Origin of the sequence: Pseudomonas spirodelae, assembly GCF_034653255.1 — a bacterium.
Classification (GTDB): domain Bacteria; phylum Pseudomonadota; class Gammaproteobacteria; order Pseudomonadales; family Pseudomonadaceae; genus Aquipseudomonas; species Aquipseudomonas spirodelae.
Genome location: NZ_JAYEET010000009.1, coordinates 54,814 through 76,201, shown reverse-complemented (window position 1 = coordinate 76,201; position 21,388 = coordinate 54,814). Strand labels below are relative to the sequence as shown.

Genomic DNA, 21,388 nt, shown 5'->3' with positions numbered 1-21,388 from the left:
TGCAATGGCCGCCCGATGCGGTTACAGCCCCTGCAACAACTCCCGGTAATCCTCCACGGCAGCAAATTCCTCGGTGTCCTTCGGTCCCGCCTGGCTATCGGGTTGGCGTACGGCGAGCAGGTGGCCGATGCCAAAGCGTCCGGCGCTGCGCAGGATTGGCAGGCTGTCATCTATAAACAGGCTGCGCGCCGGTGCAAAGTCGATGTCCTGCTGCAGGGCGTGCCAGAACTGCTGGTCTTCCTTAGGGAAGCCATAGTCGTGGGAGCTGATCAGCCGGTCGAAGTACGGTGCCAGTTCGATGCGTTCCAGCTTCAATGACAGTGAATCGCGGTGCGCGTTGGTGATCATCACCACCTGCTTGCCGGCTTGGCGCAGGGCCTGGATAAAGATGTCGGCGTCTGGGCGCAGAGCGATCAGGTGCGCCACTTCGCGCTTGAGGTCGCGGATCGACAGCTTGAGCTCGCGGCTCCAGAAATCCGTGCAGTACCAGTTCAACGTCCCGGCGTGCTCGCGAAACAGCGGCAGCAATTCGGCATCGGCCAGCGCGCGGCTGATGCCATGGTGCTCGGCATAACGCTGCGGCAGGTGGTGCAACCAGAAGTGGTTGTCGAAGTGCAGGTCGAGCAGGGTGCCGTCCATATCCAGCAAGACGGTATCGATGGTGTTCCAGAGCAAGGCGGGCATGCGAGGTCTTCGGGCTGATGCGCAGGGGCGCGATTTGCGCCTTGGGCGTCGAGATCACGCAATCTCCTACGCGGATAATAGGAAAAGCCGCGCTATGATAACCCGCTATGTCTCGCCCAGGAGCCGCCCCATGCGCCAGAAACCCACTGTACTCGCCCGCGAAATTGTCGCCAGCAGCCGCCTGTTCCGTGTTGAGGAGCTGCAGTTGCGCTTCAGCAACGGTGTGGAACGCACCTATGAACGGCTGGTGGGCAAGGGCGCAGGCTATGGCGCGGTGATGATCGTGGCGATGGCGGATGCCGAGCATGCCCTGTTGGTCGAAGAGTATTGCGGCGGCACCGATGACTATCAGCTGTCGTTGCCCAAAGGCTTGATTGAGCCGGGTGAGGATGTGCTAGACGCGGCCAACCGCGAGCTCAAGGAAGAAGCCGGTTTTGGCGCGCGACATCTGGAGCATCTGGCTGAGCTGAGCCTGTCGCCAGGTTATATGAGCCAGAAGATTCAGGTGGTACTGGCCTGGGACCTGTATGAAGAACGTTTGCCCGGTGATGAGCCGGAGCCGATGCGCGTCGATAAAGCCAATCTGCGTGAGCTGTCGAGCCTGATCCAGCAGCCGCAATTCACTGAGGGGCGTGCTTTGGCGGCGTTGTACCTGGCCCGCGATGTGTTGACCCAGCGTGGGAGCTTTAAACCATGAGCCACCCTCTGATTCCGGCGGTGATTGAGTTGGTGCGCCAGGCTGGCGCGGCGACGCTGCCATTCTGGCGCGCCGATGTCACGGTGAATGAGAAGGCCGATGCCTCGCCGGTCACCGCTGCCGATATGGCCGCGCACCACATCCTTAACGATGGCCTGCTGGCGCTGGCGCCGGATATTCCCGTGCTTTCCGAGGAGGCCGCGGATATTGCCTTGAGCGAACGCGGGCAATGGAGCCGCTGGTGGCTGGTCGATCCGCTGGATGGCACCAAGGAGTTTATTGCCGGCAGCGAGGAGTTCACCGTCAACGTCGCGCTGATTGAACAAGGCCGTGTGGTCTTCGGCGTGGTTGGCATTCCGGCCACCGGCCAGTGCTATTACGGCGGTGCGAGTCTCGGCGCCTGGCGAGAGGATAAAGCGGGCAAGGCTGAGCCGATCAGCGTACGCCTGGCGCCGCAGGAAGCCTTTACCCTGGTGGCCAGTCGCCGTCATTCCAGCCCGGCGCAGGAGGCGTTGCTGGCAGGCTTGAGTGAGCGTTTCGGTGACTTGCAACTGGCTAGCGTCGGCAGCTCGTTGAAGTTCTGCCAGTTGGCCGAGGGTAACGCCGATTGCTACCCGCGCCTGGCACCGACCTCGCAGTGGGACACGGCAGCGGCGCAGGGTGTGCTGGAAGGGGCGGGCGGCGAGGTGCTGACGCTCAAAGGCGAGGCGCTGACTTATGAAGCGCGCGAGTCCTTGCTCAATCCGTATTTTCTGGCCCTGCCAGCGGCCGCTGCCTGGCGCGCCGAGCTGATTCAGTTGGCCCGCGCGCTGGATTAAGCAGCGAATCTGCCGTTACGTGGCAGGTTGCAATCGCTGCTAAAGCCCCTCCTACAAATCGCGGCGCGACATGTGCAGCCCGTAGGATGGGTTAGCCGCAGGCGTAACCCATCACTGACGCTTAATCGAGCATATCGCCGTAGCGTTCGTCCTTCTTGAACACCAGTGGCTGGGCAAAGCCCGGCACCGTGATCTGCTGCGGATTGATGTCAATCTGCTGGTCGTCGATCAGGTCGTTGCCGAAGTTGTAGATGATCCCCAAATCGCCCAGCAGTGCTTGCGCATCATAGGCTTGGGCGGCCGCGCGAGTGGCCTCGCGGCGTTGCAGGTAGGCGCTAAACGCCGCCTCGCCATGACGCTTGCGCAACATCCGCTCGGCTACATGCGGTGCCAGCAGCAGGGCGCTGGCGTTGTTGCCGCCAAAACCCTTGGAGTTGATAAAGCACATGTCCAGCTGTTCGGGCGCACGCGTACGGTCGGTGGTGGCAAAGCTCAAATGCTGCTGGTGCACGTCCTCGGCCACTGCATCGATGGTCTTGATCCCCGGAATGATGCCGTACTTGAAGCTGCCCAGGGCGGAGATCACCTGATCGCCACTGGCGGTGGCCAGGGAGTGACCAACAAAGGCTTTAACGGCGGTGACTGGCCACTGCTCAATAGCAAAGGCGCTGGCAATGCGGTCGAGGATGACCGATTCGGTCACCCGGTTAGCCGGCGTGCTGGAACCGTGGGCATGCACAAAGCTGCGCTCACGCACCGCATCGATACCGAGCAGTTGCACGGCGCTGGCCACGGCCTTGGCCACGGTCAGGTAGTTGCCCGGACCGGGCGCAGAGATGGATTTTTTGAAGCCATCGGCGTTGATAAACACATCCGGCACGGCGCCATGGATGTCGGCGCCCAGCTCCAGAGCCAGCTCATCGTCCATCAGCACCACGAACTGGCAGGCTTCGGCCAGGGTGAAGCCGCAGTTCTCGCCAAACGGGCGGCTGGCGCGGCGGAAGTCGGCCTGATCTTTGCCCTCGATCTGGCGCAGGCCATCCTCGGTCGCCAGGGCGCCCATGGCGCCGTAACCCTCGATGCATTCCTGAGTGATCGGCGCTTCGCTGTTGCCGACGATGGCCACCCGCGCCTTGCCCGAACTGATCAGTTCGATGCCTTTTTGCAGGTTATAGAGGAAGGTGGCGCACGCGCCGGTGACGCTGCCGGTGCTGCCGACGCTGCCCAATACATAGGCGTTGATAAAGTCCGCCGGCATGGTGTTGAGGCCCAGCGCCAGCTGTTTAGCGGTAACCCGGCCGCCCTTGAGGCGTGACTGCATCAGGCCGCCGAAACCGTTTTCATCGAGCTGGCTCATGACGCTGCCGGCAAACACGGCAACTTCGTCTGGCGCCACGCGCTGCATGATGGTCTGCCACTCAATACCGGTGGCGCGCAGGGCATCGGTAACGCCGACGATGGTCATGGCCAGGCCACGCGGGTGGAAGCGCGCGTTGTACAGCTCGCTCGGCTCGAAGCCGGTGGGCAGCTGGCCGGCGGATTTCACCGGCAGGGCGCGGTAACTGTCGACCTTGAACTCGCAGTTGTCATGCAGAGTGACCAGCACTTCAGTGGCGTTCAATTCGTCCACCGCCCAATCCGACGGCAGCGGGTCCGGCAGGTGTTTACGCAGGGTGATAAAGCTCAGCGGCTGGCCCGCGGTGGCGCTGATGTCGATGGTCTTTTGCCAGTGCGCGGCGTCGGGGTCCAGGTGCTGCTTCTCGATGCGTCGCACCAGGGTCGAGGCGAGAATCTGCTCGGCGAAGCGCTTGTCGATTTCGGCCAGGCTGAGTGGGTTGCCGGCGTCATCCTGATAGCCGCCGTCGACTACCTTGACCAGTTTCATCATCACCGCCAGGCCAGCCAGGGTTTGCTGGCGTGCTGGCGTGTCCATGCATTCCAGCACGGTGCGGCGGAAACCATGGTGGAAGGAGCTGCGCCCGGCCGCGTTATAGCCACCAAAACCAACGATCACAGGTAAACGTGAGGTCACTCGATAACTCCTTGAAAAGATGACGGCGGACAAGCGGAGATAAGGCTATGGCTGCTTGTCATGCTGCTGGCACGCTCTGCGACGGGGATTGCTCCGCGCTTTAGCGCCCAGCATGGCTGAACGGGTGCCTATGGTGACGTGGTTACTGACTTGCAAGTCACGGTTTCGACCAAGGTAGCGCATCCTTAAAACCTTACCGCTGCTATGGTTTCTCCAGCCCAAGGTCCTGCTGGAGAACAACAATGCACAGCGTCAATCCTTACGAATACGGCATGCCGCGCGATGCGGCAAATTTTCAGGCGCTCAGCCCATTGGGCTTTCTTGAGCGCGCCGCCAGCGTGTACCCGCAGCGCTTGGCGCTGATCAATGGCAGTCTGCGCCAAACCTGGGGTGAAACCTACACCCGCAGTATTCGTTTAGCCTCGGCCCTGGCCCAGCGCGGTATTGGCTTGGGCGATACCGTTGCCGTCATCGCGCCGAACGGCCCGGCGATGTTCGAAGCGCATTTTGGCGTGCCGATGTGCGGCGCTGTGCTGAATGCCATCAATACCCGTCTGGATGCCGAAGCCATCGCCTTTATCCTGCAGCACGGCGAGGCCAAGGTGCTGCTGGTGGACAAGGAGTTCGGCGAGCTGGCCCAGCGTGTGGTCGGCCATTTGCCGCAACCGCCGCTGGTGATTGGTATTGATGACCCGGAATACGCCGACGGCCTGCTTATCGGTCAGTTGGATTACGAGGCGCTGCTGGCCGAAGGCGACCCGGACTATGCCTGGCAAATGCCGGCAGACGAGTGGCAAGCGATCTCGCTCAACTACACCTCCGGCACCACCGGCAACCCGAAGGGCGTGGTGTATCACCACCGCGGTGCGCACCTCAATGCGCTGTCCAATGCCATGTGCTGGGACATGAGCCGCTTCCCGGTTTACCTGTGGACGCTGCCGATGTTCCACTGCAATGGCTGGTGCTTCCCCTGGGCGCTGGCCGCCTATGTTGGGGTCAATGTGTGCTTGCGCCATGTGCGCGCCGAAGCGATCTACCCGGCGATTGCAGAGCATGGCGTTGATCATTTCTGTGGCGCGCCCATCGTGCTGAATATGCTGGCCAACGCCTGCGATGAGCTGAAGGCGCTGAAGACCCAGCCGGTAAAAGTACTGACTGCCGGTGCTGCGCCACCCGCCGCCGTGATCGAAGCTATGGAAGCACTGGAGTTTCGTGTCACCCACGTTTATGGCCTGACCGAAACCTACGGCCCCAGCGTGGCGTGCGAGTGGAAGAGCGAGTGGGATGGCGAAACCCCGGAGCAGCGTGCCCGCCTGAAATCCCGCCAAGGCGTGCGTGCGCCATTACTTGATGGCCTGATGGTGGCGGATCCGGACACCCTGCAGCCGGTACCGAAGGATGGCCAGACCATCGGCGAAATCATGATGCGCGGCAATGTGGTGATGAAGGGTTACTTGAAGAACCCGTCGGCCACCGCCGAGGCCTTTGCCGGTGGCTGGTTCCACTCGGGGGACTTGGCGGTGTGGCATGCCGACGGCTATGTGGAGATCAAGGACCGGAGCAAAGACATCATCATCTCCGGTGGCGAGAACATCTCCTCCATCGAGGTGGAAGATGTGCTGTACCGTCATCCGCTGATCCTTGAGGCCGCCGTGGTGGCCATGGCTCATGCCAAGTGGGGCGAGACGCCCTGCGCCTTCATCACTCTCAAACCAGGTGCCGAACTGACGACCGAAGACGTGATCGCCTTCTGTCAGCAGCGTCTGGCGCGCTTCAAGGTGCCGGGTTGTGTGGTGTTTACCAGCCTGCCGAAAACCAGCACCGGCAAGGTGCAGAAGTTTGTGTTGCGTGAGCAGGCCAAGGCACTCGCCGAGCAACAAGCGGTGGCCTGAGAGCCTGTCACGGCTTCGCTGCGTCAAGCCCGGGTTCTGCCTCTGCGCTTCAAGCCCTCGTGATATGAGGAGGGCTTGAAGGCGCTTGTTACAGGTTTAAACGGATAACGAGTTGAGAAACTAAATGCCATTCACTACTATTTGGCAACTTAACTCGTCTATACCAAGAGGCAGTCTATATGCAGGTTAGTAAGCGTCTGTTAGCCGCACTTTCTCTCACGGCGTTAGCCGGCACTGTGCAGGCCGCTGATGAAGTGGTGGTTTACTCCTCGCGTATCGACGAGCTGATCAAGCCGGTTTTTGATGCCTACACGGCCAAGACTGGTGTGCCGGTCAAGTTCATCACCGACAAGGAAGCGCCGCTGATGGCGCGCCTGAAAGCGGAAGGTGAAAATACCCCAGCCGACATGCTGCTCACCGTGGATGCCGGTAACCTCTGGCAGGCCGAGCAGATGGGCATTCTGCAGCCGGTCACCTCGCCGCTGATCGACGCCAATATCCCACCGCAGTACCGCTCTTCCACGGGTGCCTGGACTGGCCTGTCGCTGCGTGCGCGGACAATCTTCTATTCCACCGAGCGGGTTCAACCAAGCGAGTTGTCGACCTACGAAGCCCTGGCCGACGCGAACTGGGAAGGCCGTCTGTGCCTGCGTACCAGCAAGAAGGTCTACAACCAGTCGCTGACGGCTACCCTCATCGAAACTCACGGTGCAGAGAAAACCGAAGCAATCGTCAAAGGCTGGGTCAATAACCTCGCCACCGACGTGTTCGCCGATGACACGGCGCTGCTGCAGGCTATTGATGCGGGCCAGTGCGATGTCGGCATCACCAACACCTATTACTACGGGCGTTTGCACCAGCAGCAGCCGGATCTGAAAGTGAAGCCATTCTGGCCTAACCAGAATGACCGTGGCGTGCACGTCAACCTCGCCGGTGCCGGTATAACCAAGTACGCACCGCATGCCGAAGCGGCGCAAAAACTGCTGGAGTGGATGACCACCGAAGAAGCGCAGGCACTGTTCGCTGGCCTCAATCAGGAATTCCCGGCAAACCCGAAAGTGCCCGCTTCCGAGGAAGTGCAGGCCTGGGGCAGTTTCAAGGCTGATGCGATCCCGGTTGAAGTCGCCGGTAAGCGCCAGGCAGAAGCCATCATGCTGATGGATCGTGCCGGCTGGAACTGATTCAGTTTCAGCGTAACGCTGCAGTTATACTCGACGCCCCGGCTTAGCCCGGGGCGTTGTGTTTTAGCTGTCGAGTAACCTGTTCGAGGATTTTGCGTGGCCCATCCCGCCCAGCGCCGTTGGTATCCCATCGCTTTTGCCGTTGCCTTGCTGGTACTGCTGCCGTTGAGCGTGCTGCTGTTCAGCTGGCATGAGATTGACCAGAAAATCTGGGCGCACTTGTGGCAAACCCAGCTGCCGCGCCTGCTCGGCAATACCTTGGTCTTGGTGCTGGGGGTGGGCGTTGGGGTGACGCTGCTCGGCGTCAGCCTGGCCTGGCTCACCAGCCTGTGCGAGTTTCCGGGGCGCCGCTGGCTGGACTGGGCGCTGATGTTGCCGTTTGCCATTCCCGCCTATGTGTTGGCGTTTGTGTTTGTCGGCTTGCTGGATTTTTCCGGCCCGCTGCAAAGCCTGCTGCGCGAGTGGTTTGGCAGCGCTGTGCGCTTCCCGCGGGTGCGTTCCACCGGCGGGGTGATCATCGTGCTGGTGCTGGTGTTCTATCCCTACGTTTACTTGCTGGCGCGCAATGCTTTCCTGGCTCAGGGCAAGGGGTTGATGGAGGCGGCGCGGGTGCTTGGCCTGAGCCCTTGGCGAGCCTTCTGGCGGGTTGCCTTGCCGATGGCGCGTCCTGCCATTGGTGCCGGTCTGGCCCTGGCGATTATGGAAACCCTGGCGGATTTCGGCGCGGTGTCGGTATTCAATTTCGATACCTTTACCACCGCCATCTATAAGACCTGGTATGGCTTTTACAGCCTGACCAGTGCCACTCAGCTGGCCAGCCTGCTGCTGCTGGCGGTGATGCTGGTGTTGTATGGCGAGCGCCGCGCACGCGGTGCCGTGCGGCCGACGAATGAGCGCCCGCGCGGCAAGGCGCTGTATCACCTGCGCGGCGGTAAGGCGCTGGCGGCCAGCGCCTGGTGTGGCTTGGTGTTCGCCTGCGGCTTTGTCATTCCGGTCATGCAGCTGGTTGTCTGGTTCTGGCAGCGCGGCCGCTTCGATCTGGATGAGCGCTACAGCGCCTTGATTCTGCACACGCTTTATTTAGGCGCGCTGGCGGCATTGATCACGGTCAGCGTGGCGCTGCTACTGGCCTTCGCCCGGCGTCTGGCGCCGACTCGGCTGATGCGCTCAACCGTTGGTTTGGCCAACCTGGGCTATGCCTTGCCCGGCTCGATGCTGGCGGTGGCGATCATGCTGGCCTTCAGTTACCTCGACCGCGAATTGGTGATTCCGCTGTCCAGCTGGCTCGGTGGTGCGGGCAAGCCGGTATTACTGGGCAGCCTCTCGGCCCTTTTGCTGGCCTACCTGATCCGCTTTATGGCGGTGGCCTATGGGCCGTTGGAGAACAGCCTGGCGCGCATTCGTCCGTCGCTGCCTGAGGCATCGCGCAGCCTGGGGGTTGGCGGCGTCGGGCTGTTCTTCAAGGTTTACCTGCCGTTGCTGGTGCCGGGGGCGTTGTCGGCTGCGCTGCTGGTGTTTGTTGATGTGCTTAAGGAAATGCCCGCCACGCTGCTGATGCGTCCCTTTGGCTGGGACACCCTGTCGGTACGGGTGTTTGAGATGACCAGTGAAGGCGAGTGGGCGCGGGCGGCGTTGCCGGCGCTGACCCTGGTTATGGTGGGCCTGCTGCCAGTAATTCTGCTGATCCGTCGCTCGGCGCGTCGCCTGGGCTAGTGCCTTGGGATGACCGCCCCCGGTGTTGCGGCTACAATGCGCGCCATTCGCAGCGGCCCAGCCTTTTATAGCCTGTGTTGGTGCCCTTTTTTAGGGGCCAGCCGGGTTGCCGCTGCACTGCCCAGCCCGCAAGGAGACACTTATGGGACAGCGCACACCGCTCTACGACTTGCACCTCGCGTTGGGTGCCAAGATGGTCGACTTCGGCGGTTGGGACATGCCGTTGCACTATGGCTCGCAGGTCGAGGAGCACCACGAGGTGCGTCGCGACTGCGGGGTCTTCGATGTGTCGCATATGACCGTGGTGGATGTCAGCGGCAGCCAGGCCAAGGCCTACCTGCAACACCTGCTGGCGAATGATATCGAGCGCCTGCAAAGCATCGGCAAGGCCCTTTACAGCCCCATGCTCAATGAGCAAGGCGGGGTGGTGGACGACTTGCTGGTCTACCTGATGGACGCCGGCTACCGCGTGGTGAGCAACGCCTCAACCCGGGACAAAGACCTGGCCTGGATGCGTCTGCAGAGCGTCGACTTCGATGTGCAGCTACAAGAACGCAGCGAGCTGGCCATGTTGGCGATCCAAGGGCCGCATGCGCGCAGCAAGACCGCCGAGCTGGTCACTTCATCCCGTGCCAACCTGATCCAGAGCCTCAAGCCTTTTGAAGGTCAGCCGGACGGCGACTGGTTTATCGCCCGCACCGGTTACACCGGCGAAGACGGGCTGGAAATCATCTTGCCGGCTGACCAAGTGGTGGCCTTTCTCAATGACCTGGTAGGGGCGGGTATTTCGCCGATTGGCCTCGGTGCGCGCGACACCCTACGCCTGGAAGCCGGGCTGAACTTGTATGGCCAGGACATGGACGAAAGTGTCACCCCGCTGGTCGCCAACATGGCCTGGACCATCGCCTGGGAGCCCGCCAGCCGTGGCTTTATCGGCCGTAGTGCGCTGCAAAAGCAAAAGGCCGAGGGTGTCAGCGCCAAGCTGGTTGGCCTGGTGCTGGAAGAGCGCGGCGTGCTGCGTGCTCATCAAGTGGTGCGGGTTGAAGGGATTGGCGACGGTGAAATCACCAGCGGCAGCTTCTCGCCAACCCTGGGTAAATCAATCGCCTTGGCCCGCGTGCCGGCGGCGACCAGTGAGCGTGCCGAGGTGGAAATTCGCGGTAAGTGGTACCCGGTGCGGGTGGTCAAGCCGAGCTTTGTGCGTAACGGTAAAGCCCTGATCTAACCCCTGATTTGGCCATGGATGGTCGAGAGCGTCTGCGCGGCTGCGGTTCGCTAGGTTTTTAAAGACTTTCTTTCGGTATGGCCAAGGCCTGCTAAATTTCCATGACGGCGTGGTCGCCGTCATGCCAGATGAGGAACGACACATGAGCACTATCCCCGCCGATCTGCGTTACGCCGCCAGCCATGAGTGGGCGCGCCTGGAAGCCGATGGCAGCGTTACCGTCGGTATTTCTGATCACGCTCAAGAAGCCTTGGGTGATGTGGTATTTATCGAGCTGCCGGAAGTCGGTAAAACCCTGAATGCCGGTCAGGAAGCGGGTGTGGTGGAATCGGTCAAGGCCGCCTCCGACATCTACGCGCCGGTTTCCGGTGAAGTCATCGCGATTAACGATGGCCTGTCCGACAGCCCGGAAAGCGTTAACAGCGACCCTTATGGCAGCTGGTTCTTCAAGCTCAAACCAAGCGATGCTGGCGAGTTGGATAAGCTGCTGGATGCCGCGGCCTATAAAGCAACGGCTGACAGCGACGCTTAAGCCCCAGCGCTTAGCTGCAAACAAAGCCCCGCCTAGAGCGGGGCTTTGTCGTTTCTGGAACCAACCTGAGTGGGCGCCTCAGGCGGTTACAGCAGTTCTTTCTTCCGGCTTGTGCGGCTGAGTCGAAAGTTAGCGTTTTTACTCAAGCTGACTAGTCTGATGACTCATGTCACAAAATGTGTAATTGCCAAGTTCATAGTAGAGGCTTGGCTGTACACCTGTGTTTCAGCTTCTGTACGCAGGGCTCTGCCATCTTGGGTGGTTTCTAGGGTGTATTGAGGGTATTGCTGCTGCGTTTCTGGCAAAGGATGGTGGAGGCGGCTTGATGATTGGACGCACGAATAAACAACTGAAAATGCGCGTGCTGATGGTCGATGACGACCTGGGCAGCCCCAACAGCATGCGCGGCCGGGTGCTGACGGCGTTGGTGGACGAGTTCCACAGCCGCAACACCGAACTGGTCAAGGCCACGTCCTACGAGGATGGACTGGCTGCGGTTATCTCCGATGCGGCCCTGCATTGCATTTGTGTCGATTGGACCCTGGGTAAGAACGACGCCACAACTCACGCCCAGGCGCTTGAGCTGCTCCGTAGCATTCGCCAGCGTAACGAAAATGTACCGGTGTTTCTGATGGCCGACCGTGATGCGAAAAAAAGCATCACCGTGGAGGCTATGGAGCTGGCAGATGAATTCGTCTGGATGCTTGAGGACACGGCGCCCTTTATCGTTGGACGGGTTGTTGCGGCGATCCAGCGTTATCTGGAACACCTGCTGCCGCCTTTCACCGATGCGCTGATCCGCTACACCCTGAAAGAAGAACATTCATGGGCCGCTCCAGGTCATCAGGGGGGGATCGCCTTTACCAAGTCGCCAGTGGGGCGGGTGTTCTTCGATTTCTTCGGGGAGAACCTGTTCCGCTCTGACAGTGGTATCGAGCGCGGTAATCTCGGTTCGGTGCTCGACCATAGCGGCCCTGTGGGCGACTCCGAGGCTTATGTGGCTAGGATATTCGGCTCCCACGCCAGCTATTCGGTACTCAACGGCACCTCGGGTTCCAACCGCGCAATCTTTATGGCGTGTGTGGGCGAAAACCAGTACGCCTTGTGTGATCGCAACTGCCACAAATCGATCGAGCAAGGCTTGGTGCTCACCGGCGGCCTGCCGCTGTATATGACGCCGACGCGTAACCGCTACGGCATTATCGGGCCCTTGCTGCCGAGCCAGTTCGATCCGCAACGCATCGCCGCGGCTATCGCCAACTATCCCTTGAAGGCCCAGGCCAAAAGCAGCAAACCGGTATATGCGGTGGTCACCAACTGCACCTACGACGGCATGTGCCTGCACGCCGAGCGCGCTGAAGGGCTGCTGGCGCAGAGCAGTGATCGCATCCATTTCGACGAGGCCTGGTACGGTTACGCACGTTTCAATCCGCTGTACCAAGGGCGCTACGCCATGCGCGGCGACCCTGCGCAGCATCAGTCCGACGCCCCCACGGTGTTTGCCACCCACTCCACTCACAAACTGTTGGCGGCGTTGTCGCAGGCGTCATTTATCCATATTCGCAACGGTCGCAACCCGGTCGAGCACAGTCGTTTCAACGAGTCCTTTGTGATCCAGGCCAGTACGTCGCCGATGTATGCGCTGTTTGCTTCTAACGAGGTGGGCGCGGCGATGATGGAGGGCAAGGGTGGCCTTAGCCTGACCCAGGACTCGATTCGCGAAGCGGTGGATTTCCGTCAAGCCTTGGCCCGCGCACACCGCGAATTTGCCAGCCGTGGCGAGTGGTTCTTTCAGCCGTGGAACGCACCACAGGTCACCGAGAGGCAGACAGGCAAACGGGTCGATTTTGCCGACGCCGACGCCGAGCAACTGGCCTCAGACCCCAGCTGTTGGGAGCTCGAGCCGGGCGCCGAATGGCACGGTTTCGCCGGGCTGGAAAAAGGCTGGTGCCTGCTCGACCCGATCAAGGTCGGCATCATGGTGCCGGGCATGGGCACGGATGGTCATTTGCTGGCGGAGGGCATTCCGGCGCCCGTTCTCGGCGCCTTCCTCTATCGCAACAATATTGTGCCGTCACGCATCACTGACTTCATGGTGCTGTGCCTGTTCAGCATTGGTGTGACCAAGGGCAAGTGGGGCACGTTGATCAATGTGCTGCTGGCCTTCAAACGCCACTACGACAACAACGCTGCGCTGGAGCGGGTGCTGCCCGATCTAGTGGCCCAGGCGCCTGAGCGTTATCGCGGCATGGGCTTGCGTGACCTCAGCAGCGAGATGTTCGAGTACATGCGCAGCAGTCGTATGGACGCCCTGCAGGCTGACGCCTTCGGCAATCTGCCGCTGATCGAGAAAACCCCGCGCGCGGCGTTTCAGGCCCTGCAGGCCGGCGAGGCGGAGTTGTTGCCGCTCAGCCAGGCCGCCGGTCGGGTCACCGGGGTTGGCATCATGCCCTATCCGCCGGGCATTCCGATTGTGATGCCGGGCGAGAACCTCGGTCCGGTGGATGGTCCTTGGGTTCGTTATATCCAGGCGCTGCAGGACTGGGGCAATAACTTTCCCGGTTTTGAGAAAGAAGTGGAGGGCGCCGTGCACAAGGACGGCGATTACCATTTCTGGTGCCTTAAATAGGGATTCAGCCGTGAGGCATGGCGCGCCATGCTTCGCCTCGCTGAGTGAGGCAGTCGTTTTATTACAAGGAGTACATCATGACTCAGGCAAAAGTGCCTTTGCCGGCGTTCTTGGCGCAGCGCTACCCCGTGTTGATTGTGGTCAACACCCAGCAGCACCCAGACAGCATCGTCTTGCGCAGCGCCGAGGCTGTTGCTCAGGCGCTACAGCAGCATGGCCTTGACGTGGAGCGCGTCAGTTCGCTGAGTGACGCTGAAATCGCCTTCCGGGCTAACCCGGCCTACTGCTGTGTAATCCTTGGCTGGGGTGCCTGCGAAGCCAACCCGAGTCAGGCGTCTAGTCTGATCCAGCTGATTCGTCAGCGCACCGCGCAACTGCCCATCATGCTGGGTATGAGCCAGGCCCATCACAGCCAGGTACCGTTGGAGATCGTCGAGCACATCGACGGTTTTATCTGGCAGCCGGAAGACAGCCCAGCGTTTGTCGCGGGGCGCATTGAAGCGGCTGCACGGCGTTATTTGGATAGCATCCTGCCGCCATTTTTCGGTGCGCTGGTTAATTTCGCCGGCACCCACGAGTACTCCTGGCACACCCCGGGCCATACCGGCGGCACCGCTTTTATGAAAACCGCTGTGGGGCGTAGTTTCCTCGATTTTTACGGCGAGCAGATGCTGCGCTCTGACCTGAGCGTATCGGTCGGTGAGCTGGGCTCGTTGAATGATCACACTGGGCCAATAGCCGCCGCGGAGAAAAATGCCGCACGGGTGTTCGGTGCCGATTTCACCTTTTTCTCCGTGGGGGGAAGTTCGGCCAGTAACGAAATCGTCCTGCACTCAGCCGTCACTGACGGCGACGCCGTACTGGTCGACCGTAACTGCCACAAGTCGCTGAACTATGCGCTGAACATGTCCGGTGCAGTGCCGCTGTACCTGCGTCCGCGGCGTAATGCCCGCGGCCTGATCGGACCAGTGCCCAGCAGCGAAATGACTCCCGAGGCGGTGGCGCAGAAAATCGCTGAAAGCCCGCTGATGGCCGATAAACAAGCCCGCCCGGTATTAGCGGTGCTGACCAACTCGACCTACGACGGCCTCTGCTACAACGTGCAGACCACTACCCGCGAGCTGAGCCGTAGCGTCGACCGCATTCATTACGACGAAGCCTGGTACGCCTATGCACGGTTCAACCCGTTGTATGAAGGGCGCTATGGCATGCACCGTGGCGAGCGGCATGCCGATGACGCCACGGTGACCGTTACCCACTCGACCCACAAGTTGCTGGCGGCCCTGTCGCAGGCATCGATGATCCACATCCGTTCGGGCAAGGTGCCGATCAAACCGGCGCTGTTTAACGAAGCCTTTATGATGCACACCTCGACGTCGCCGCAGTACAGCATCATTGCCTCTACCGATGTATCGGCCAAGATGATGGACGATGCCGGCGAATACCTCACCGATGAGTCGATTGGCGAGGCCATCGCCTTTCGCCAGGCTATGGTTCGTTTGGGCAATGAGGTGCGCAAGCGCAATCCGCAGGATTGGTGGTTTGGCGTGTGGCAGCCGGACGAAGTCAATGGTGTGCCTTTTGCTGAGCTCGACCCGCAGGCGCTGCGTAACGGTGATGCCTGGGTGCTCAAGCCAACCGCCAGCTGGCATGGTTTTGGTGACCTGGGCAGCGATTACTGCATGCTCGATCCGATCAAAGTCACCGTGCTGACACCGGGGCAGTCCCTGGAAGGTGATATGCAAGTCAGTGGCATTCCGGCACCGCTGGTGTCGTCGTTCCTCGCCAGCCGCGGCATCGTGGTGGAGAAGACCGAGCCGTATTCGATCCTGCTGCTGTTTAGCCTGGGCGTGACCAAAGGCAAGTGGGGCTCGCTGGTCGCCGGGCTGATGGAGTTCAAAACGCACTATGACGACAACACGGCGCTGGATCGGATAATGCCCGATTTGGTCGCCAGCCATGGCGAGCGCTATGCCGGTATGGGGCTCAAGGACCTGGCCACGGCCATGCATCAAGACATGCTGGCCTCGCAGTTGCTGCACAACATGGACGCGGCCTTTAGCTTGCTGCCGGACGTTGTCAGTTCACCCCGGCAGACCTTCGCCAGGTTGGTAAAAGGTGAGATCGAACAGATTGCCGTGCGCGACATGCGTGATCGCACCGTGGCTGTGCAGGTCGTGCCGTATCCGCCGGGTATCCCGCTGATGATGCCGGGCGAGAAGGCCGGCGCCGACAAGCAGGCCATTATCGACTACCTGCTGGCAATGGAGCTGTTCGACAGCCACTTCCCAGGCTTTGAGCATGACAACCATGGCGTCGAGATCGAGCGCGACAGCCTCGGCGGGCTGACGTACATGATCTATGTCGTCAAACAGTAACGCTTAGCCATCCCTGCGTTCGGCAACAGGTTGCGCGTTGTTGGGCACAGGGACAGTGCTTCGAAAGGTACAAGGAGAGGTCGATGGCTGAGTCAAGCAAGAAGATGAGCCTGGTAGGGCTTACCACACTGGTGGCGGTCAACATGATGGGCTCCGGCATCATCATGTTGCCGTCGAGCATGGCCCAGCTCGGGGCTGTATCGCTGTTGTCATGGATCATCACCGCCGCCGGCTCCATGGCCATCGCCTACTGTTTTGCCCAGTGCGGGATCTATTGTCCACGTTCGGGCGGCATGTCGGCCTATACCGAGGAGGCGCATGGTAAGTCGGCGTTCTTCCTGTGTTCGTTTTTGTATTTTTTATCCTTGGCCATCGGCAATGTGGCCATTGGTATTTCAGCGGTGGGCTATCTGACGCCGTTCTTCCCTTGGCTGGGTAGCGGCGCTATTCCGCTGTTCGTCGGCACTGTGGGGTTGATCTGGCTGACCACGGCGGCCAACTTTGGCGGCCCCAGCATCACTGGCAAAATTGGTGCAATCACCGTCTGGGGCGTGATTATCCCGGTGGCCGGCTTGAGCGTGATTGGTTGGTTCTGGTTCGATCCGGCGGTTTTAAGAGAGGCCTGGAACCCTCACAACCTGAAGATCGGTGATGCCATCGCACAGAGTATTCCACTGACCTTGTGGGCTTTCCTGGGCATGGAGTCCGCGGCGCAGAACTCCGATGCGGTCGACAACCCCAAGCGCAACGTGCCGCTGGCTTGTCTGTTTGGCACCCTCGGTGCGGCGGTGGTGTACGTGTTGTCGACCACGGTCATCCAGGGCATCGTGCCCAACGCTGAATTGGCCAACTCTACCGCGCCGTTTGCCTATGTCTACGCGCAGATGTTTAACCCCTTTATTGGCAACATCATCATGGCGTTGGCGGTCATGGCCTGTATCGGTTCCCTGCTCGGTTGGCAGTTCACCCTGGCGCAAACCGCCAAGGTCACGGCCGACCAGGGCATGTTTCCAAAGCTGTTCAGTAAGGTCAGTGCGATGAATGCACCCATCATCGGCATGATCGTCTGCGGCGTTTTGCAAACCTTGATGGCCCTCTCAACCATCTCGCCGAATGCCAGTGCGCAGTTCAGCAAGCTGGTCAACCTGGCGGCGGTGACCAACCTTATTCCCTATGTTACGGCGCTCTCCGGCCTGTTGGTGATCATGTACAAGGCTAACGTCAGCCCGGCAATTTTCAGACGCAATGTGGCAGTGCTGATGGTGGCTATGGCGTACTCGTTCTACGCCCTGTACGCCTCCGGTAAGGATGCGGTGTTCGGCGCGATGATCGTGCTGGCCGTCGGCTACCTGCTCTATGGCTTTATCGCCAAGAACTTTGTCGATCAGCCGCCAGCGTCCGAGCGGGCTTAGGGCATCTCCAGGATTGCCAAGACATCTGAATGTGGGGAACAGGATATGAACATGCAACTGCCCAAATCGTTAAACCTGCTGCTGGCCTGTCTGGTTATGCTGCCGGTGCTGGCGAACGCGAGTTCCAGCACCCTGGAGCGCGTGCGCGGCAGCAACAGCTTCACCCTTGGGTTTATGCCGGACATGGCGCCGTTCAGCAGCCAGAAAAGCGACCAGGTCAGCGGCTACGGCATCGAGCTGTGCCGCAAGGTCGCCGCGCGAGTCAAAAGCGAGCTGGGCCTGAGTGAACTGCAGGTCCGTTATCAGGCACTCAACGATGCTGAGGGCATCGCCGCCGTCCGCTCGGGCATGGTCGATCTCCTCTGTACGCCCACCCTGGAAACGCTGGAGGCGCGCAAGTCGGTCAGTTTCTCGCTGCCGATCTACACCGCTGGCCTGGCTGCACTGGTGCGTGAAGATGCGCCGCCCATGCTAATCAACGTGCTCAATGGCAAGGTCGCGCACACAGGGCCGACCTGGCGGGCGACCATCAATCGTGGCTTGGCTAACCACACCTATGTGGTGACCCAGGGCGGCGCAACCGAAGCCTGGGTTCGTAAGCAGCAGAGCAAGCTCGGTGTGGTGGCAACGCTGGTGACCGTTGCCAGTCAGGAGGAGGGCGTGCGGTTAGTTGCCGAGGGCAAGGCTGATGCCTTCTTCTCCGAGCGCATCTTGCTGAAGAACTACCTGGCGCAGAACAAAGGTGCCGGTGCGCCGATGATAGTGCTGGAGCGCATTTATGAGTTTGCCCCGGTCGCCATGGCGCTGCAGCGCGGCGATGAAGACTTTAGGCTGTTGGTGGACACCGCCTTGAGCGAGGCTTATCGCTCCGGTGAGCTGGAGAAAATCTACAGCCAGTACTTGGGTGAGCCGAGCGCCACGGTGAAGATGTTGTTCAAGGTCTACTCGCTGCCGTAATCGCAGCGGCGGTTTCACACCACTCACCAGGCCGCCGTCGGGCGGCCTGGTTTTTGGTGCTCTTGGCTGAGCGTCAGTCTGTCGTCGTGCCGCCCACGTGCTCGGCTTCAACCCGCAGTAATACGCCGTCTTGACCCACAACGCGCACTGCCGTGCCGGCCGGCAGATCCTCACCGATCACCAGCCATAGGCTGTCACCGGCCTTGATCTTGCCGCGGCCGCCGTTGATCGCCTCATGCAGGGCGAAGGTGCGGCCGACGAATTCGCTGCCGCGGTGGTTTAGCCCTGGCTGGTCAGACGGTTTGCTGGCGCTGCGCTGGCGCTGCCACCAGAACACCGCCGTGAGCACTGAAAGCAGGCCGAACAGGATGAACTGCGCAGCCCACGGCAGGCCTGGGAAGATAAACGTCAGCAGGCCGACGCTGGCCGCCGCCAAGCCGATCCACAGCAAATAACCGCCCGCACCGAAGACTTCGATAATCAGCAACAGCGTGCCGAAGGCCAACCAGTTCCAGTACGACAGGTGCTGTAAAAAGTCCCACATGGCTTAACCCTTGTTCTCGCCGAAGGTGGCTTTGACGATTTCCCCAATGCCGCCCACTGCGCCGATGACCTGACTGGCCTCCAGCGGCATCAAAATGACTTTGCTGTTGTTGGCGCTGGCCAATTGGCCAAGGGCCTCGATGTATTTTTGGGCGACGAAGTAGTTGACCGCCTGCACGTTACCGCTGGCAATGGCTTCGGAAACCATGCGTGTGGCTTCGGCTTCTGCCTGGGCGGCTCGCTCGCGCGCTTCGGCTTCGAGGAAGGCGGCCTGGCGCTGACCTTCGGCCTTGAGGATGTCGCCTTGTTTCTGCCCTTCTGCGGTGAGGATGGCGGCCTGACGCATGCCTTCGGCTTCAAGAATCTGCGCACGCTTGATCCGCTCGGCTTTCATCTGCCCGGACATGGCGGCCATCAGGTCAGCGGGTGGGCTGATGTCTTTGATCTCGATGCGGGTGATCTTGATGCCCCAGGGCGCGGTGGCTTCATCGACGGTGCGCAGCAGGCGTTCGTTGATCGCGTCGCGCTGGCCGAGCATGGCGTCCAGCTCCATGGAGCCCAGCACGGTACGAATGTTGGTCATCACCAGGTTGCGAATGGCATGTTCGAGGTTGTTCACCTCGTAGGCCGCCTGGGCCGCGTTGATGATCTGAAAGAAGCAAATCGCGTCGATCTGCACGGTGGCGTTATCGGCGGTGATCACTTCCTGCGGCGGAATATCCAGTACGTTTTCCATTACGTTGAGCTTGCGACCAATCTTGTCCATCACCGGGACAATAATGTTCAAACCCGGCTTGAGGGTGTTGGTGTAGCGGCCGAAGCGCTCGACCGTCCATTCTGAGCCCTGTGGGACAACCTTGAAGCCCATAAAGACGATGGCGACGGCGAGGCCGACAAACAGAAAAATGACGCTGCCGATTTCCATGTGGTGTAGCTCCTTGCTGAATGAGGATTGCTGATGAGTTATCTAAGCACAGTTGCTGCCGACGCGGCTGTCGATGCTGTTGCAAGGTGCGCCGATCAACCCGCGTATCTGGCGATTAGGGCACAGGCTGAGCCAGGGCCTTGATCAGGTGGCCGTCGCGCCCATAGATGTCCGGGTAATAGTGCAGGGCACCATCGGCGCCGGCTTCTGCTGTCCAGTAGGCGATCAGTAATGGCGCTGGATGTTGCAGGCGGTACTGCTGGGTGTCACCGCTGACGATGCGCGCTTGTACCGTTTTTAGTTCATCCGGCGTGAGCAGCCAGGCGAGCAGGCTGTCGACGGCTTCAACCCGCACGCAGCCGGAACTGAAGGCGCGCGGTGCTTTGCTGAATAGATGCTGGCTGGGGGTGTCGTGCAGGTACACCGCGAACGGGTTGGCGAAGCGCAGTACAACCCGGCCCAGCGGGTTGTGGCTGCCGGCCGACTGGCGCAGGAGAATCGCCCCGGGCCGCTCCCAGTCGATAGTGTGGGGGTCGAGTAGGTTGCCGGCGTGGTCGAGTACGCTCATCTGGTGGCGTTCGAGGTAGCTGATGTCATCGCGAATGGCCGGCAGTTTGTCTTCGCGCAGGATGGTCGGCGGCACGGTCCAGGTCGGGTTGAGCGTTAGCCGCTCAATACGTGAGGCGAGCAGCGGGGTTTGCCGTTCGGCGCGGCCGACTTGGGTGCGGCTGCGCCAGAGCAGCTGGTTGTCCCGCACTACCTGAAGCTCGCCCGCCGCCACATTGATCAGCACTTCAGCGCCGCGCATGTCCTCGGCCAGCCAGCGCAGGCGTTCGAGATTGGCGCGCAGCTGCTCGCGGCGACTCTGCGCGCTGATATTCAGCTCCGTCAGGCTGGCGGGGCCGAGTATGCCGTCTGGGTTAAGGCCATGGTCGCGCTGGAAATGCTCCAGGGCTAACTGGGTGGCCCCGTCATAAACGTTGCCCAATGTTTCGCCTGGTGTCGCCAGATAACCCTGAGCGAACAGCCGTGCGCGCAGTGCCGGCAGCCGCGCATCCTGGCGCTCGGGCTTGAGCAGTGGGCCGCTGGGCAATGTTACCCATGGGGTGAGCGGTTGCAGGCGTTGCTGTGCATAGGCGCTGCGCAGTTGTTGGTATTGCACGGTGGCCGGCCGCGCGCTGGCAAAGGCCGCTGCGGGGGCTTGCAGGTGCAGCAGGGCCAGCGACAAGGTCGCCATATTTGGGTCTGGATTAGTCTGCCCAGGGGCCTGCCACAGAGGTTCGAGGTGCTGCTGCAGCAAACGACCCCGGCGCAGGTGCAGCAAGGCTTGCAAGTAACTGTGGCTGGTCAGTACGTCTACGCAGTCGCGCTGTTCCTCGATCCAGTTGGGTAGCTCATATTCGCTGGGCTGTAGGCCGTCATCAGCCAGCTGCGTCAGCTGTTCGTGCAATTGCAGCCGTTGTTCACTGCTTTGCCAGGCGCGTTGACCGTCGCGTTGAGCATAGAAAGCCTGCAACTGGCGCTGAGCGTTCTCGTCTAGGCTTGCTGGTAATGCGCTGCAGTGTTGCCTTAACTCATCCAGAATTGGCCGCAGATCGGCGCTGGTGGCGAAAGGCGTATCGGCGGCATTCGCGACCAGTGGCAGGGTGAGCAGGGCGGCGCTCAGGTAGAGTGTGCGTTTTTTGAACAATCTACTGCTCCAGTCCTTGGCCTAAATGCGGGTTTGTCGCAGCCAGTATAGGCGCGTCATGGCTGGATCTTGTTACAGGA

General features: G+C 60.8%; 16 protein-coding genes. 11 read left to right on the top strand and 5 right to left on the bottom strand.

Annotation, left to right across the window (positions count from 1 at the left end; genetic code table 11):
- Positions 1-21: 21 nt before the first annotated feature.
- Positions 22-684 (bottom strand): GMP/IMP nucleotidase, encoded by a 663-nt coding sequence (yrfG, locus tag SOP97_RS03955; protein WP_322948277.1) that lies wholly within the window; start codon positions 682-684, stop codon positions 22-24.
- A 130-nt stretch (positions 685-814) separates the two neighbouring features.
- On the opposite strand from yrfG, the gene nudE reads away from it, so the two are divergent.
- On the top strand, positions 815-1,381 hold the full coding sequence (nudE, locus tag SOP97_RS03950) for an ADP compounds hydrolase NudE (RefSeq protein WP_322948276.1): 567 nt from the start codon (positions 815-817) through the stop codon (positions 1,379-1,381).
- Complete coding sequence (cysQ, locus tag SOP97_RS03945) at positions 1,378-2,199, top strand: 3'(2'),5'-bisphosphate nucleotidase CysQ (protein WP_322948275.1); 822 nt, start codon at positions 1,378-1,380, stop codon at positions 2,197-2,199. The genes nudE and cysQ overlap by 4 nt, the downstream gene beginning before the upstream one ends.
- Positions 2,200-2,320: 121 nt before the next feature.
- Here the strand turns inward: cysQ and SOP97_RS03940 are convergent, their stop codons facing one another.
- Positions 2,321-4,231, bottom strand: coding sequence for a beta-ketoacyl synthase (locus tag SOP97_RS03940; protein ID WP_274087107.1), 1,911 nt, complete (start codon positions 4,229-4,231; stop codon positions 2,321-2,323).
- Between the two features lie 242 nt (positions 4,232-4,473).
- Here SOP97_RS03940 and SOP97_RS03935 point away from each other — a divergent pair, with 242 nt between their 5' ends.
- The 9 genes from SOP97_RS03935 (at position 4,474) to SOP97_RS03895 (ending at position 18,150) form a co-directional block, all read left to right on the top strand.
- Positions 4,474-6,123 (top strand): acyl-CoA synthetase, encoded by a 1,650-nt coding sequence (locus SOP97_RS03935; protein ID WP_322948274.1) that lies wholly within the window; start codon positions 4,474-4,476, stop codon positions 6,121-6,123.
- 179 nt (positions 6,124-6,302) lie between these two features.
- On the top strand, positions 6,303-7,304 hold the full coding sequence (locus SOP97_RS03930) for an extracellular solute-binding protein (RefSeq protein WP_322948273.1): 1,002 nt from the start codon (positions 6,303-6,305) through the stop codon (positions 7,302-7,304).
- Positions 7,305-7,400: 96 nt separating this feature from the next.
- A complete protein-coding gene (locus tag SOP97_RS03925) occupies positions 7,401-9,017 on the top strand; it encodes an ABC transporter permease (protein ID WP_322948272.1) in 1,617 nt (538 codons plus the stop codon).
- Between the two features lie 142 nt (positions 9,018-9,159).
- Positions 9,160-10,242 carry a glycine cleavage system aminomethyltransferase GcvT gene (gcvT, locus tag SOP97_RS03920; protein WP_322948271.1) on the top strand — a complete coding sequence of 361 codons (1,083 nt, stop codon included), beginning with the start codon at positions 9,160-9,162 and terminating at the stop codon, positions 10,240-10,242.
- Positions 10,243-10,384: 142 nt separating this feature from the next.
- Complete coding sequence (gene gcvH, locus SOP97_RS03915) at positions 10,385-10,774, top strand: glycine cleavage system protein GcvH (protein ID WP_274087112.1); 390 nt, start codon at positions 10,385-10,387, stop codon at positions 10,772-10,774.
- Between the two features lie 325 nt (positions 10,775-11,099).
- Positions 11,100-13,403 (top strand): Orn/Lys/Arg family decarboxylase, encoded by a 2,304-nt coding sequence (locus SOP97_RS03910; protein WP_322948270.1) that lies wholly within the window; start codon positions 11,100-11,102, stop codon positions 13,401-13,403.
- A 77-nt stretch (positions 13,404-13,480) separates the two neighbouring features.
- Positions 13,481-15,781 (top strand): Orn/Lys/Arg family decarboxylase, encoded by a 2,301-nt coding sequence (locus SOP97_RS03905; RefSeq protein WP_322948269.1) that lies wholly within the window; start codon positions 13,481-13,483, stop codon positions 15,779-15,781.
- 83 nt (positions 15,782-15,864) lie between these two features.
- A complete protein-coding gene (potE, locus tag SOP97_RS03900) occupies positions 15,865-17,193 on the top strand; it encodes a putrescine-ornithine antiporter (protein WP_322948268.1) in 1,329 nt (442 codons plus the stop codon).
- A gap of 45 nt (positions 17,194-17,238) precedes the next feature.
- A complete protein-coding gene (locus tag SOP97_RS03895; RefSeq protein ID WP_322948267.1) occupies positions 17,239-18,150 on the top strand; it encodes an amino acid ABC transporter substrate-binding protein in 912 nt (303 codons plus the stop codon).
- Between the two features lie 73 nt (positions 18,151-18,223).
- Here the strand turns inward: SOP97_RS03895 and SOP97_RS03890 are convergent, their stop codons facing one another.
- The 3 genes from SOP97_RS03890 to SOP97_RS03880 form a co-directional block, all read right to left on the bottom strand.
- Positions 18,224-18,694, bottom strand: a complete 471-nt coding sequence (locus SOP97_RS03890) for an NfeD family protein (RefSeq protein ID WP_322948266.1) — start codon at positions 18,692-18,694, stop codon at positions 18,224-18,226.
- A gap of 3 nt (positions 18,695-18,697) precedes the next feature.
- Complete coding sequence (locus SOP97_RS03885; RefSeq protein ID WP_322948265.1) at positions 18,698-19,618, bottom strand: SPFH domain-containing protein; 921 nt, start codon at positions 19,616-19,618, stop codon at positions 18,698-18,700.
- 115 nt (positions 19,619-19,733) lie between these two features.
- Positions 19,734-21,308, bottom strand: coding sequence for a L,D-transpeptidase family protein (locus tag SOP97_RS03880; protein ID WP_322948264.1), 1,575 nt, complete (start codon positions 21,306-21,308; stop codon positions 19,734-19,736).
- Positions 21,309-21,388 lie beyond the last annotated feature (80 nt).

Excerpts from the sequence above, each read along its gene's own strand:
- SOP97_RS03895 (WP_322948267.1), top strand. The coding sequence starts at position 17,239 with ATGAACATGCAACTGCCCAAATCGTTAAACCTGCTGCTGGCCTGTCTG.
- gcvT (WP_322948271.1), top strand. The coding sequence starts at position 9,160 with ATGGGACAGCGCACACCGCTCTACGACTTGCACCTCGCGTTGGGTGCC.
- SOP97_RS03935 (WP_322948274.1), top strand. The coding sequence starts at position 4,474 with ATGCACAGCGTCAATCCTTACGAATACGGCATGCCGCGCGATGCGGCA.
- potE (WP_322948268.1), top strand. The coding sequence starts at position 15,865 with ATGGCTGAGTCAAGCAAGAAGATGAGCCTGGTAGGGCTTACCACACTG.
- yrfG (WP_322948277.1), bottom strand. The coding sequence starts at position 684 with ATGCCCGCCTTGCTCTGGAACACCATCGATACCGTCTTGCTGGATATG.
- SOP97_RS03930 (WP_322948273.1), top strand. The coding sequence starts at position 6,303 with ATGCAGGTTAGTAAGCGTCTGTTAGCCGCACTTTCTCTCACGGCGTTA.
- SOP97_RS03905 (WP_322948269.1), top strand. The coding sequence starts at position 13,481 with ATGACTCAGGCAAAAGTGCCTTTGCCGGCGTTCTTGGCGCAGCGCTAC.
- nudE (WP_322948276.1), top strand. The coding sequence starts at position 815 with ATGCGCCAGAAACCCACTGTACTCGCCCGCGAAATTGTCGCCAGCAGC.
- SOP97_RS03890 (WP_322948266.1), bottom strand. The coding sequence starts at position 18,694 with ATGTGGGACTTTTTACAGCACCTGTCGTACTGGAACTGGTTGGCCTTC.
- SOP97_RS03910 (WP_322948270.1), top strand. The coding sequence starts at position 11,100 with ATGATTGGACGCACGAATAAACAACTGAAAATGCGCGTGCTGATGGTC.
- gcvH (WP_274087112.1), top strand. The coding sequence starts at position 10,385 with ATGAGCACTATCCCCGCCGATCTGCGTTACGCCGCCAGCCATGAGTGG.
- cysQ (WP_322948275.1), top strand. The coding sequence starts at position 1,378 with ATGAGCCACCCTCTGATTCCGGCGGTGATTGAGTTGGTGCGCCAGGCT.
- SOP97_RS03885 (WP_322948265.1), bottom strand. The coding sequence starts at position 19,618 with ATGGAAATCGGCAGCGTCATTTTTCTGTTTGTCGGCCTCGCCGTCGCC.